The following is a 14,186-nucleotide window of genomic DNA, read 5'->3' as shown; positions in this document are numbered from 1 at the left end:
AGCTGAAAAGAAGATATGCATGCGGCATGAACGCTTTCGACCCTCCTCACACGGCTTGATGCTCACAACGATCAAAAGTCTGGCCCAGAACAGGTAAGTATGCAAAAATTTCGGCAGTGGATCGCGACGCTCAACAAAAAACAACTGTTCATGCTCATCCTGGCGGCGGCATTGGCGGTCGCCAGTTTGATTTCGCTCTTTGTGGGTCTGTTCATTCTGAAAGAACCCGCGGGCAATGCCATGCGCATTGCCGTCGTGGCCCCCATGACCGGGCCCGATAAAAGCCAGGGCGACGCCATGCAACAGGGGGTTGCGCTGCTGGTGCAACAGATCAACCGACAGGGTGGCATCCACGGCAGACAACTGGCCGTCAAATACGTCGATGAAGGCAACTCTCCGGCAGAGGCCCTCCAGGCCGCCCAACAGGCGGAAGCCGACCCGGATGTGGTGGCTGTGCTGGGTCACTGGAACAGCTCCGCCACCGCCAAGGCCATCCCCTATTACGGAGATCGGGCGCTGCCGGCCATTTTAATGACCAACGGTCCGGAGAAGGCCTATCAGGAAAATACCTGGGTATTCCAGCCTCTGATCGACGAAAGCACCGAAACCCGTTTTCTGGCCAACTATCTGCGCAACGTCGTCGGTGAAAAGACCGTCTTCATCCTCCACGAGGCCACCCCACGGGGAGAACAACTGGCCACCAGCTTCGATGAGGTGTATCAACGTTTCGGGACCAAAATCCTCTACAAGTGGGCCATGCCCACCGATGGGAAGGCCATGGACCAGGAACTGAAAAACGTCATCGCCGAAGTCGAATCCAAAAAACTTTTTGGCTCTTTCCTGGTGCTGGGCGAGGTGGACAGCACCACCCGCATGATCGCCGCCCTGCGGGAAGCCGGCATCCGCCAGCGCATCGTCGGCTTGCGCCATCTGGCCTCCAAGGGCTTCTTAGAGACCTTCATCACCAACTGGAAAGGCAAAGGCACCTCCGCATCCGCCCTCAACGGCACCCTGATGACCACCCCCATGTTGTTCGACACCTCCGGGGACCGGGCGCAGAAATTCAACACCAGCTTCACCAACCAGTACGGCAACGCTCCGGACTGGGTGGCCGCCTACGCCTACGAAAGCGCCAAATTGATCGCCGCCAGTCTGTTCGACGCCGTGAGCAGCAAAGACCGGGATACCCCCCTGCGCCAACGACTCCGGGACCGCATCGCCGCCCGCAATTCGGTGGAAAACGCCTTTGTCGGCCTCAATGGACCACTGTTCTTCAACGCCAAGGGGGTCGCCACCCGGGACTCCATGGTGGGCAATTACGACGGCACCAATCTGGTTTCGGCCCTGACCCAGTTGTCTCCCATCCGGGAGGAAGGGGTCACCAACCTGCTGGCGGAAGTGACCGCCGGACGGGCCTTGTATGTCAACAATCGTTTCATGTACAAAACCAATGTGGTCTATACCGGTGTGCGTCTGGAGAAAATCTCCGCCCTGGACCGCAGCGCCAATACCGCCGACATCGATTTTGCCGTCTGGTTCCGCTGGCGGGGGGATTTTGCCCCTCAGGATGTGGTCTTTACCAACGCGGTGACGCCGATTGCCCTGGAACAGCCGGTGCGCGAGGGCAAAGATGGCGACATGAGCTATCGGGCCTATCGCATCAAAGGCAAATTCTATCTGGGCTACTCGGAAGCGGAACGCAACTATGGCACCCTGCTGGTGGGATTGGCGTTTCACCACCGCACCCTCGGCAGCCACAACCTGATGTATGTGGGAGATATCCTCGGACTCAACCTGTTAAATCAACATCTGGGTCAGGATGCCAAGGATCCCCTGGAATCCAAATTGTCCATCAGCCACGCGGAGTCTGAAAAAAAATCCGATGGCTGGCTGAACAAGGCTCTCTCCTGGTTTCATTCCAACGACGATATGACCGATCCCATGGTGGCCTCCTTGATGCGGGATCAGGTGCTGGCCGGGGCCAGCGGCTGGTTGATCATGCGGGGCTGGGTCTCCCAGGAGATCAAACCGCGGGGCGTGGATGGCAATCCCCTGTTTGTGGGATTCGGCAAGCCCCGTCCCCTCTTTTCCATGCTGGACGCGGGCATGGTGCTTAAACCCGACCGTTTCGACGCCCGGGATGTCCTCTCCAGCACCGATCAGTTCGTCTATCTGGCGATCTTCTCTTTGGTGATGAGCGTCCTGGCCCGACTGCTGGACATCAAGGAACGGGGTCAATTCTGGCGGATCCAGACCCTGTTCCTGCGCATGATCTTCTGGCCTCTGCTGTTGATGACCCTGGGCAACTTGGCCCGGGATTACAGTTTGCAGAACTTTACCAACTCCACGGTGGACTCGGTGGTGATGGTGTTCGACATCTGCTGGTTCATCGTCCCGGCCCGACTGGCGATCATCTCCCTGGAACGGTTCATCTGGGTTCCCTTGGAAACCCGGACCCAACGCAAGATCCCCAACGTGCTGCGCATGACCATCGTGCTGCTCATCTACGTGATGGCCGGTTTCGGGGTGGTGGCCTTCGTCTTTGACAAGAGCATCACCAGCATGCTCGCCACCTCCGGCATGATGGCCATGATCATCGGTATGGCGGTTCAGTCCAATCTGCGGGATATCGTTTCCGGTATCATGCTGAACATCGAACGCCCCTTCAATATCGGCGATACCATCAAACTCAACAACAGCATCGGCGTGGTTTCGGACATCACTTGGCGTACCACCCGCATCAACTCTCTCGATGGCCAGATGATCTCCTTTCCCAACAGCAAGACCTCGGACACGGAGATTCAGAACTTCACCAAGCCACGCTGCATCAAACGCAATCTGGAGGTCTACACCGATCCCAAACACGATCCGGCCCTGGTCTTGAAGATCATCAAGGAGTGTCTGGCCCAGGTCAAAAGCCTACCCAACGAACTGCCCTCCGATGCCCCCAAGGTCTATTATTACGGGGTGCAACTGAAAAATGATCGCTGGGTCTCCTTCTATCCGGTGGGTCTGTATATGCCCTTTTCCAAAAGAAAGGCCGCCATCCAGGAGTTCTGGCAGTTGATCTGGAAGAAATTCCATGAAAACGACATCATCTGGCGGGACGCCCTGGAAGATGAGGATCCGGGCCAGATCACACCGCCAGTGCCGGTTCCAGCGGCAGCCACGGCCACCCACAAACCGTGAGGCATCCGGCTTCAGCCACACCCGATGATCGTCGCCCATGAAAATCGTGCTTGATCGTCTGCGACGCAACCCGGCAGCCTTGACGCGCCTGCTGTTCGCCGCCTTGATGGTCAATCTGCTGGGCATCGCCTCATCGCTGTACATGATTCATGTGCTCAACCGCTACATTGTCTATGGAGTTTCCAGCACCCTGGCCACCCTGACCCTGGGGGTGCTGCTGGCCATTGCGGGGGAGTACGCCTTTCGGGCCATCCGCCTGCAACTGGCCGGAGAGATCTCCAACGACGAGGAGATCCGCTTGAGCATCGGGCTGTATGGCCTGATTCTGACCACACCTCTGGACTCCTTGCGACGCCGTCCGGTGGAGGAGTTGGAAGCCATGGTGCGGGGGGTGGATCAGGAGGCCAACACCCTGGGAGCCGCCAATATCGCGGCCCTGTCGGATCTGCCGTTCGTGCTGATCTTTTTGCTGGTGATCGCCCTGCTGGCTCCGCCCCTGGCCTGGGTGACCCTGGCGGTGATGACGATTCTGCTGGTGACGGGATGGCGCGGACAAAAACGCATGATCACACCCGTGCGCCAGGGGCGGGAGCTGGCCAACCGGTTTGCCGCCCTGCTGGCCACCGCGTTGCGGGCTGCCGAAAGCGTGCGTCATTTCCGCGGCAAAGGGCTGCTCATGGAACGCTGGAGCACCGTGGTCCAGGAATCGGCCCAGGTGCGCCACGAACTGACCCGCCTGAGCAGCACCATGACCTCCAGGGCGCAAACCATTCAGGCTGTGGGTGGGGTGGGCATCATCGCCGTGGGTGCGGTTCTGATCGTCAATGGTTCCCTGGATGTGGGTTCCCTGATCGGAGCCAATATCCTGGCCAATCGCGCCTTTTCCCCCCTGTCCCGTCTCGCATCCCTGGGGGAGGCCTTCAAAAAGGCCGAAGCCACCATGGCCACGGCTCAAACCTTTGCCCGCAACCTGGAACCCGAAGGAGAATCCGGCAGTACCCCGCTCCAATGCCAAGGTCAACTCCAGTTGCGTCAGGTGACGATGCACTGGCCAGGACGCCCCATTCCACTCCTCAACGCCCTGTCGTTCCAGGTGCCGCCGGGAAGCATCTGCGTACTCACCGGACCCAACGGCTCGGGCAAGTCCACTCTTTTGCACCTGATGGTAGGTTTGCAGCAACCCACCGGCGGACAGATTCTGCTCGACGGCATCGAAATGCGGCAATTGGCTCCGGAGTGGCGCCGCCGCCAATTGGGTTTCCTGCCCCAGGAGCCGACTTTCCTGGCAGGCACCCTGCGGGAAAATTTTTTGGCCAACGACCCGACCCTCAGCGAAGAAGCCATGCGCACGCTGCTGACCAGCGCGGGAGCGGGTCGTTTTCTGGCCGAGCATCCGGCGGGGCTGGATCTGGGGTTGAGCCATGACGGCAAGGAGGTTCCTCCGGGGATTCGTCGCCGCTTCGCCCTGGCCCGGGCCATGGCCCTGGACAGTCCCATCATGCTCTTCGACGAGCCGACCGTGGGGCTGGACCGGGAAGGAACCGCCGTGGTCTACAGCCTGTTGATCGCCCTGGCCAAAAGAGGCAAAACCTTGGTGATCGCCACCCACGACGAAAACATTCTGAATGGCGCGGGTCAAATCATCGATCTGGCCAATCCCAAGGAGGGATGAGCATGGCCGATCCCTCCTCGACCCGACGCCATACCCATCGTTTGCTCTATTTGAGCGCGTTGTTTTTTCTCTCCTTGTTGATCTGGGCCACCTTTTCCCCGCTGGATGTGACCACCCAAGCTCAAGGCGTGGTCATGCCCAGTTCCCGCATCAAGTCCATCCAACACCTGGAAGGCGGCATCATCCAGGAAATCATGGTCAAGGAAGGGGAGACCGTCCAGCGCAATCAACCCCTGTTGCGCCTGGATCCGCTCCGATCCAACGCGGATCTGGATGAGCTGAAACGGCGTCTGATGGGTCTGCTGGCGGAGATGGGACGCCTGACCGCGGAAGTGGAAAAACGAGATACCCCGGTTTTCGATCCCCAGGTGATCCAGGCGGATCCGGAGCTGGTGAACACCGAACTGGCCACCTTCACCGCCCGTCGGCAACGGTTTCAGCACGAGTTGTCCACGCTGAAAAGCCTGATCACCCAACGGGAACAGGAACTGGTGGAAAACCGCAGCCGCCAGGAGAACAATCAGAAGATCCTGGCCACGGTCTCCGATCAGGTGGAGATCAGCAAGAAGATGATGGAGCGCAATCTCACCAGCCGGATGACCCATCTGGATCTGGTCCGACAGAAACAGACCATGGAAGGCCAGATCACGGCGGACAGAACCGCCCAACCCCGCATTCAGGCGGCGCTCAAGGAGGCCAGGGAACGGGCGGATTCCCTCCAGGCCAATTTCATCGAAACCGCCCACAAAGAGTTGAACCAAGCCAAACAAAATTACGAAGAACTGGCGCAAAGACTGAAAAAGTTGCAACATACCCAGGAATTGACCATCCTGCGTTCGCCGGTGGACGGAATCATCAAAAGTATCGCCATCTCCACCGAAGGGGGAGTCATCCAGGCGGGACAGACGGTGATGGATATCGTGCCCGTCGAGGATCAACTGGTGATCGACGCCAAACTGCCGGTCCAGGATATCGGTTATGTTCATGCGGGACAGACGGTCTGGGTGACTCTCAACTCCCAGGACGCCATTTTGTTCGGACGTATTCCGGGCAAGGTGGAAAGTGTCAGCCCCGATGCCCTGGTCACCTCCGAAGGCAAAACCTTTTACCGGATCCGCATCGTCACGGCGAAAAACCGCTTTGAAGGCACCCAACAAAGTTACTCCCTGTATCCGGGGGTGCAGGTGGTTTGTTTGATTTTGATTGGCAGTCGAACTGTGCTAGAATATCTGTTGACTCCGTGGCTGCGTTCGTTGCACGCCACTTTCCAGGAACGATAGAATGGTATTGAACCGATTGAACGCGGGTATCCACCCGGCTGGCAGATGGCGTATCGGCAAAACGTTGCTCGTGGCGGGAATGTTGCTCCTGGCCAGCGGCGCGGACGCCTGGGCGGAAGAGTGTCGGGTTCTGGCGGAACGGATGCTGGAACGCCATCCCCGACTGGAGGCGGCCAAACGGGATGCGCTGGCAGCCAAGGCCAACGTGGGCAAGGTGCGGGGCGGCTGGTTTCCGGACATGAAAACCAGTGGCGCCATGGGATCGGAATCCCGTAAACCCGCCAATGGGGGCACCCCCACCGACATGAACGCCCGCACCCTCACCATGACCCTGAATCAGGCGCTGTGGGATTTCGGCAAAACCAACGCCGAGGTCACCAAAGCCAATCTCGCCTTGTTGCAGGCGGAACTCAACCTGACCAATCAACGGGCCGACCTGCTGCTGGATGCGGCCAGTTCCTGCATCAACCTGTTGCGGACCTATCGCGCTTTGGCGTTCGCCGAACAGTCCGTCGCCAACATACGCAAGCAGACCGGATTGGAAGAAAGCCGTGTCGAACTGGGCGGCGGTCTGCAAACCGATGCCCTTCAGGCCCGCAGTCAACTCTCCGGGGCGCAGGCCCGTGAGGCCCGGGCCAAAGGGGCCTTGAATACCGCTCTCAACCATTTCCGGGTGCTGTTCGATGGAGAACCGAACGCGCCGGAGACCCTGTACGAGTTGCAAAACCCCACGGAACATCTGCCGGATACCCTGGACAAGGTGTTGGAAAACGTCCTGAACCACAACCTCCAGTTGCAAATCGCCCAGGTGGCCGTGACCACCAGTCAGATGGAAAAGAACCGGGTGATCGGAGCCGAACTGGCCCCCAAGGTCGGCGCGGTGGTGGAAAAAAAATATAAAGAAGACGCCGAAGGCACCAAAGGTAATCAACAGGAACTGGCGGCGCGGGTGGAGGTGAGTTATCCGTTCAACCTTGGACTGGCGGGTTTTCACGCCCTGGAAGGGGCCCGGGAAGGCATCGCCGCCGCCGACAACCGCCTTCTGGATACCCGTCACACCGTGGAAGAACAGGCCCGCAACGGCTGGGAGTCCATCACCACCACCCAGGAGAACGCCAACTTCCTGGAAAACCAGGCGCGCATTTCCGCGGAATTTCTGCGCATGGCCCGGGAAGAACGTCTGCACGGTGCCCGTTCCCTGATCGACGTGCTGTCCGGAGAGACCGCCCTGATCAACGCCCAAAGCGACGCCCTGGCCGCCAAGGCGGATGTGGCCATCGCCCAGTTCGGATTGCTCAAGACCATGGGACTGCTGAATCTGGAACTGCTGAACCGTGGCGAACGTTTTGTCCTGCCCAAGGTGGATGCGCTGGAAACGCCTGCCAAACCGACCTCCACCCCGCCATCGGCCCCGACCCCATCGGCCTCCTCCCAGCCATCGTCCGCCAATGACGGACGCAGCACCAAAGCCAATGCCACCCCACCCGCCCAGGGTGAAGAACAACCCTCCCGCGCACCCCGTTCCACCTCCCCGGCTTCCGAAGCCCCGTCAACCGCTCCGGCGACCCCGGCCTCCTCCACCCCCCCGGAAGCCTCCACACCTCCGGCCAGAACCGTCACCTTGATCCACAATGCCCGATTGCGCTCCGGGCCGAATCAACACGCCAAGGTGATCAAACGATTGCCGGCAGGCAGTTCGGTGACCGTGGTGGAAGAAAGCCCAGACGGCGGACACTGGCTGCGCCTGGATGATGACCTCTGGATCTCGGCAAGGATGGTCACCGACCAATCCAAAACCCAATCCAAGACCCAATCCGAGGATGTCCCCCCACCCACGCAACAAGCGGTGGAAAAGTTCCCCTATCAAGGCGTTGTCAACACCGTCTCCCGACTACGCCTCCAACCCGATGTCCATGGCAAAACGCTCAAGATCCTGCATGAAGGCACCCAGGTGACGGTCATGAACCGCAGCGAAGATGGATTGTGGTTGCAGTTGGATTCCGAGGCCTGGATTGCCTCCAGTCTGGTGAAGCCTTTATAAAAAATCCAAGGAGGAAACCCTTTGCACGTCACCATCCCGGGGGAATCCCCTCCATTCGATGCCATCATCATCGGCTCCGGTCTGGGGGGACTGGTGGCGGGCGCCCTGCTGGCCCAGGGGGGAAAACGGGTCCAACTGCTGGAACGACACGATAAATTCGGCGGAGCCGCCACCACCTTCAGACGGCGTGATTTGCAGGTGGAAGTAAGCCTGTGCGTCATGGACGGGCTGGATCCGCAGGATTTCAAGACTCCGCTTTTCGCCAAGCTGGGGCTGCTGGATGCGGTGCCGGTGGCCACGGCGGAACAGTTCTTTTGTCTGCGCCATCCGTTGCTGGGCACGGATTTTGTCATGCCCCGGGGTTATGACGCGGCCATCGACGCCTGTACCCAACGTTTCGGCCATCATGCCAAATCCATTCGCACCTATTTCAATACCATCCGCCATCTGAGAAATCTGCGCAATCAGACCCTGATTCAACACTTCACCACCGGCAACACCCCTCTGAGCGATCTGGCCCGAATCCAGGCCACGCTGGCCGGCACGGACCCAGAAGCCACTTCACCTCCCACGCCACCGCAACAGCGGGATGCCCTCGCCTCAGCCCAGAAAATCTCCATGGGCCGATTCATGCAGACCCTGTTCGGCGATGACGAAGCCATCAAATTCGCTTTGTGCGCCAATCTGCAATTTTTCACCAGCACATTGGATCACATTTCGCTGTTTGATTACTCCCTGTCCCAGGGGTCGTACCACTACGGAGCCCACTACGTCCGCCAGGGTTCCCAGAAATTGAGCGACCGTTTGGTGGAAATTATCCGGAAAGCGGGAGGCGAGGCCCACCCCCGTCGGGAGGTGACCCGCATCCTGATGGACCAGAATCGAGCCGTCGGAGTGGCCCATCAAAAAGCCCCCATCATCGGTTCCAGCAAGCCGGTCGCCCAACCGGATCCCCAGGAGAGTTTCGCCAAACTGATCCTGGGCAACGCCACCCCCCGGGTGATCCGGGGATTGCTGCCGGAACCCTGGCGGGAACCGTTTCACCGCCCCTATGACAACATTCCGGCGGATCTGTCCAACTGGACCATCTATCTGGGTTTTTCCAAACCACCCTCCCATTACGGGGTACGCCATTACGCCCATTTCGTCTATCCCGCTTGGCTCGACAGCATGAAAAAAATGCCGGAAAGCTGTGCCATCATGGGGCTGCCCCCGGGAAGCAAAGAGGCGCCGTTCCTGTTTTGCGACTACAGCCAGTTGGGGGAAATGATCGGGGAAAATGGCCAGTGTCTGGGTTTGATGAACTGGATCGACCGGTTGAGCAACTGGCAATTTCCCGACGAAGCCGCCTATCAGGCCCACAAGCAAGGCTGGCTGGCGGCGATGATCGACGCCCTGGATCGGGCCTTTCCGGGCATCCGGGAGAGCATCGTCTATCAGGAAATGGCCACCCCCCGAACCGTGCAATCCTACCTCAACGACCCGCTGGGCGGTGTACATGGATTCGGGGATCCGGAACTGATGAAAATCAGCCAGACGTTTCACCGGGGCTGCATGACCGCCGTGGATGGATTGCTGTTGGCCTCCTCGTTCGCCTTTGGACCGGGCTACAGCAAAGCCATCCTGACCGGAACCGTTGCCGCCGACAACGCCTTCAAGGCGTTGCGACGTGCCGCATTGTGATATCCATACTCGACAAAGGTACCCCCTCCATGACTGAACAAATGTTGTTGACAGTGGTCCGACAGACTCTCCTGGCCATCGAGGAGGGCCGGGAGGTGGACCGGTCAGGGGTGGGCGCCGGATTGGCTCTGGTCTTTGGACGCCAACCCGCCGCCGAAGAGGTGGATGCCGCCATCACCCAATTGCGCTTGATTCCAACCTTCCTCAGCATGGAAGAACGGATCGAACTGGTCCGGACCACCCTGGATGAAACCTCGGCGGAGACCCCCTTTCTGCAAGAACAGCAAACCTCGGTGGAGTCCCTGTTTCAGGCCGCCCACGCCGGGACTCCCCTCTCCTTGCCGGTGCGCCACGATTTCGGAGTAATCAGCGCTCAGCACGAAGCCTGTCTGACCCAGGCCATCCGGGATCATCGACTCTCCCGTGCCCAGGCCCTGGCCTGCATCCACGATGGGGTACGACTCACCGCTCAACTGGCGGACAGCAACCGGGTACCCTTGCCCCTGGCTTTCCGAACCACAGACCACAACGGCATGCCCCAGGTGAACCGTCCCATGGACGCGGTGGTCTTTCAGGAACCGGTATCGATCCAGACTCCGGGCAATCCCTTCGTCATGATCATCGGCAACGAAAGCGAATTGCGCCAACTGGCCATTCCGGAACCGGATACAGTGGCATGGCTGGAAAAAACCATTCAAACGGATTCGGTTTTGTACGACGTCGGGGCCAACGTGGGCTATTACAGCCTGTACGCGGTCGCCATGCGGACCGGTGCCAAAGCCGTGGCCTTTGAACCGGCCCCCCTGAACGTGGCCCGATTGAATCACAACATTCATGTCAACAGACAGGGGAACGCGGTCATGGCCTTTCCCATTGCCTTGTCGGATGAGACCGGCGTGATGCGTTTCGGCAACTCCTATTTCGTCAGCGGGGGATGGTCCCACGCCGGCATCGACGGACGCAAGCCCTCCGCCTCGGGGGAGACTTTTTTCACCGGATGCATCGCCTATACCCTGGATGATTTTCTGCGTGCCGCCACCTTCCTGCCCCACCCCACCCACCTGAAGGTGGATGTGGATGGACCGGAACTGAAAGTCTTGCGGGGGGCCGCCGCCACACTCGCCGATCCCCGCCTGCGTCATCTGTTGATCGAAATGCGTGACGATCAGGAAGTGCGCGAAGCGGAACGGATGGTCAAGCAGTGGGGATTTGAACGGGTGGGACCACCCATGCAGGGATTGGGCAATCGGATTTTCACCCGGGATTCATGACAGGCCCCAACTGGGGGCGGGAAGTGCCGGGGATCCCAAGAAAGAAAGGAGAGCCGACTTCAGGCCGTCGCCCCGGAGCGGGCCACCGGTGAATTTGGCAATCGTTTCCCCACCTGATAATCCTCGGGCACCAGCCGCTCCTTTTGAGCGCACTGCACCAGATACTCTTCGTTGGACATCTGCCAAGCTCCCAGGATCTCGTACTGGGCGTCGTAAACGATAAAGACCAATAAATCCCATCCGCTGGCATGGGCCTTGGCAACATGACGGGCATCCGTGCTGGGGCTGTGGCGCACGGAGCGAACGATAAACCTTCTCTTATTGTAAATGAAATCCACATCGCTCGGGGCCGGAAAGACCCGATCCTGCATGTGCAACGAATAGCGTTCATCGGACATGCCCACCAGCAACGCCGCGTCACGGGCCGCCAGCACGGAGAGGTTGAGGGGCGAAAGCCCATAGCGCTCCTCCCAGGCCAGCGCGACCATGGTCATGGCATCCCGGGAACGTCGGCTCTGTTCATCGGAGAGAACCGGACGCAAGACCGACGCATCGATCTCCTCTTCCACTTCGACTTCCACTTCCGGCTTGGAAGGGGCGGACTCTGGCACCCAATGCTTGTTGCGGGGGCGGTATCTCCAGATCAGGAAACCGACCAACATCAACAACACCCAGATTACAAAAAAATTCCTGAAATCCTTAAACTTCTGCGAAGCAAGAAAAGCCGCCTCCTGCTCGGCGGCCAATTTGCCCTGTTCACCGATCTCCGCGTTGACCGTACCCATGGGCACGGCACCCACGGGAAGCGCGGGGTCTGCCGCCCACGCGGCTCCGATCCGCGTCAAAGGAACCCGAAGCGCATCCGGTGTGGGGATACCCCCGCTCCAGATCATCACCGTCATGATCAGGATCCACCCCACGCGCCACTTGCGTTCCTTGTATTTACTCATCCCCCTCCTCCAGCACTCTTCGACCTTCCTTTTCAAACCGCTTTTTGTTTCCCGGCCAATAGGCCCAGGCCACAATCCCCACAAACAGCAGGAAAAACCAGATGACTCCGAATTGCCGACTGAATGCTACCAAGGTGTCAAAATCCATGTCAACCTCCCAATCCTGCGGCTTGTGTCTGGATGCGACGGGCGAGACGATACTCCCCACCGGCCCCATCGATACGCAACTTCAAATCCCATAGACCAGGCAGGGGCATATGCAGACGCGCCTCGTACACCCCCGGATGCGGCTCGGTCATGGAGAAGGCCCGATCCAATCCTTTCTGCCCCGGTCGCATCAGATCGCCTTCGACCCGCGCTCCCGCCACCGGTTGTCCCTGACGATCCAGGATCGAGAGCCGCAACGCTCCTTCCTGGCCCGCCAGCAACGCGGATTCATCCAGGGTGACGCGCCACCCCAGGGCATCTTGCGCCTGTTGGGCCTTGAGCACCTGATTGTAGGCCACCCCCTTGTCATAGGCGCCTTCGGTGACCACACCGCTCCAGGTGGTCATGCTCAGACGGATAAAAATCAGGTTGACCACCACCACCACCACGAAAAACAATACAATGGCGGTTGGCCAAGGCTCAAGCCGAAAAATGGATTTCTTAGCACGATCCGGCATCACAGGTTCCATCATGGCCTCATGAATACGCTCTTGTAGGTGGTCTCGCCCCCTTGTGAAGCGAGAGTCTTCAGGTTGAACACGACCTCCCGCGGTCCCGTCTCCACCTTGGCCCGATCCTGACGCACATAGGCCGAGAAGGTGGTCACGGATCCAGGGGCCACGGTCAAAACCGGATACCCCTCCGGACTCCGGGCGTTGATGGCTCCCACGGTCAAGGCGGCTCCCGGCAGACCCGACACGGACAAGGTATAACTCTGACCCGTGGAGGTCATGTTGAGCACCCGCACGGTATAGTTGTTCTGAATGCTGCCGTCGGACAGCAGGATGTAAAGCGGTTGCCGATGGCCGATCACCGTGAATTCCACGGAGACATGGTGGGCCAGATAAAACACGATCCCCCCGAGAAAAAGGGTCAACAACGTCGCATAGACCAGAATCCTGCCCCGGATCCAACGGGTTTTGCCATCTCCGCGCATCTCCCGCAAGGAGGTGTAACGCACCAGACGATTGGGCATGCCGGTTTTGAGTTTCACGCTGTCGCAAGCGTCGATACAGGCACCGCAGGTGATGCACTCATATTGCTGTCCATTGCGAATGTCAATCCCGGTCGGACAGACCGTCACGCAGGAATCACAATCGATGCAGTCCCCCACCTTTTCACCCATGGCGGAACGCTTGCGACGATTGGACTCTCTGGGTTCACCCAGTTCGGGATGATAGGCCACGATCATGGTGTCTTCGTCGAACATCACCCCCTGGAAACGGGCATACGGACACATGTAGATGCAGACCTGTTCCCTGGCGAAACCGGCCATCACATACGTCGTGGCGGTCAGGAACAAAAAAGTGAACCAAGCCTGGGAAGGGGCGGTTCCGGCCATGAATTGCCCCATCAATTCCGGCGCGTTCACAAAATACAAAGTGAACGTGATTCCGGTCCAACCGCTGATCAGCAGCCAGACCAGATGCTTCCCGGTCTTGATTCCGGCTTTTCTCGAACTCAATGAGGATTTATCCAGATTCATACGCACGTTGCGGTTGCCTTCAAAGATCTTTTCAATCAGAAGGAACCAATCGGTCCAGATGGTTTGCATGCACATGTAGCCGCAAAAGACCCGACCCGCCAACGCGGTCATGAAAAACAGTCCGATGGCCGCCGCGATCAGCAGGAAGGCCAACAGAAAAATATCCTGCGGCCAGATCATCAGGTCAAAAAGATAAAATTTTCTTTCCGGCAAATCAAACAACACCGCCTGATTTGGCAATCCTCCGGGCCGTTCCCAGCGCAGCCATGGCAGCAGAAAAAAAACGGCCAACTCCGCCGCATAGATTTTAAAGCGCAAGTTCCGGAAAAAACCGGCTTGATAACGTGGATAAATTTTCTTCCATTCCGCATAGAGCGATGTGTTTTCCATATCAAGGCTACTCATCA

The 14,186-nt window shown here is 58.9% G+C and carries 10 protein-coding genes; 6 read left to right on the top strand and 4 right to left on the bottom strand.

From position 1 onward, the window contains the following. Positions 1-99 precede the first annotated feature (99 nt). Genes HQL98_11675 through HQL98_11650 form a run of 6 tightly spaced genes read left to right on the top strand, consistent with a single transcriptional unit; the run spans position 100 to position 11,136 of the window. Entirely contained in the window at positions 100-3,189 is a 3,090-nt protein-coding gene (locus HQL98_11675; GenBank protein MBF0272709.1) for an ABC transporter substrate-binding protein, read from the top strand. A 37-nt stretch (positions 3,190-3,226) separates the two neighbouring features. Next, positions 3,227-4,861: an ATP-binding cassette domain-containing protein gene (locus HQL98_11670; protein ID MBF0272708.1), complete on the top strand. Its 1,635-nt coding sequence runs from the start codon at positions 3,227-3,229 to the stop codon at positions 4,859-4,861. Between the two features lie 2 nt (positions 4,862-4,863). Continuing rightward, positions 4,864-6,141: an HlyD family type I secretion periplasmic adaptor subunit gene (locus HQL98_11665; GenBank protein ID MBF0272707.1), complete on the top strand. Its 1,278-nt coding sequence runs from the start codon at positions 4,864-4,866 to the stop codon at positions 6,139-6,141. 1 nt (position 6,142) lies between these two features. Then, positions 6,143-8,182 carry a TolC family protein gene (locus tag HQL98_11660; GenBank protein ID MBF0272706.1) on the top strand — a complete coding sequence of 680 codons (2,040 nt, stop codon included), beginning with the start codon at positions 6,143-6,145 and terminating at the stop codon, positions 8,180-8,182. Positions 8,183-8,203: 21 nt separating this feature from the next. Continuing rightward, on the top strand, positions 8,204-9,865 hold the full coding sequence (locus tag HQL98_11655) for an NAD(P)/FAD-dependent oxidoreductase (protein ID MBF0272705.1): 1,662 nt from the start codon (positions 8,204-8,206) through the stop codon (positions 9,863-9,865). 29 nt (positions 9,866-9,894) lie between these two features. After that, complete coding sequence (locus tag HQL98_11650; protein ID MBF0272704.1) at positions 9,895-11,136, top strand: FkbM family methyltransferase; 1,242 nt, start codon at positions 9,895-9,897, stop codon at positions 11,134-11,136. A 59-nt stretch (positions 11,137-11,195) separates the two neighbouring features. Here HQL98_11650 and HQL98_11645 read toward each other — a convergent pair whose 3' ends face one another. From HQL98_11645 to ccoG, 4 genes are read right to left on the bottom strand one after another with little or no spacing between them, the layout of a single operon-like run. Further along, complete coding sequence (locus HQL98_11645) at positions 11,196-12,086, bottom strand: hypothetical protein (GenBank protein MBF0272703.1); 891 nt, start codon at positions 12,084-12,086, stop codon at positions 11,196-11,198. Beyond that, a complete protein-coding gene (locus HQL98_11640; GenBank protein ID MBF0272702.1) occupies positions 12,079-12,234 on the bottom strand; it encodes a cbb3-type cytochrome c oxidase subunit 3 in 156 nt (51 codons plus the stop codon). Before HQL98_11640 ends, HQL98_11645 begins: the two co-directional genes overlap by 8 nt. A gap of 1 nt (position 12,235) precedes the next feature. After that, complete coding sequence (locus HQL98_11635) at positions 12,236-12,751, bottom strand: FixH family protein (protein MBF0272701.1); 516 nt, start codon at positions 12,749-12,751, stop codon at positions 12,236-12,238. Between the two features lie 11 nt (positions 12,752-12,762). After that, a complete protein-coding gene (gene ccoG / locus HQL98_11630) occupies positions 12,763-14,169 on the bottom strand; it encodes a cytochrome c oxidase accessory protein CcoG (GenBank protein MBF0272700.1) in 1,407 nt (468 codons plus the stop codon). Positions 14,170-14,186 lie beyond the last annotated feature (17 nt).

This window comes from Magnetococcales bacterium (assembly GCA_015231755.1).
Taxonomy (GTDB): Bacteria; Pseudomonadota; Magnetococcia; order Magnetococcales; family Magnetaquicoccaceae; genus Magnetaquiglobus.
Note: the sequence above shows the minus strand (reverse complement) of the source record. Positions and strands in the feature narration are given on the sequence as shown.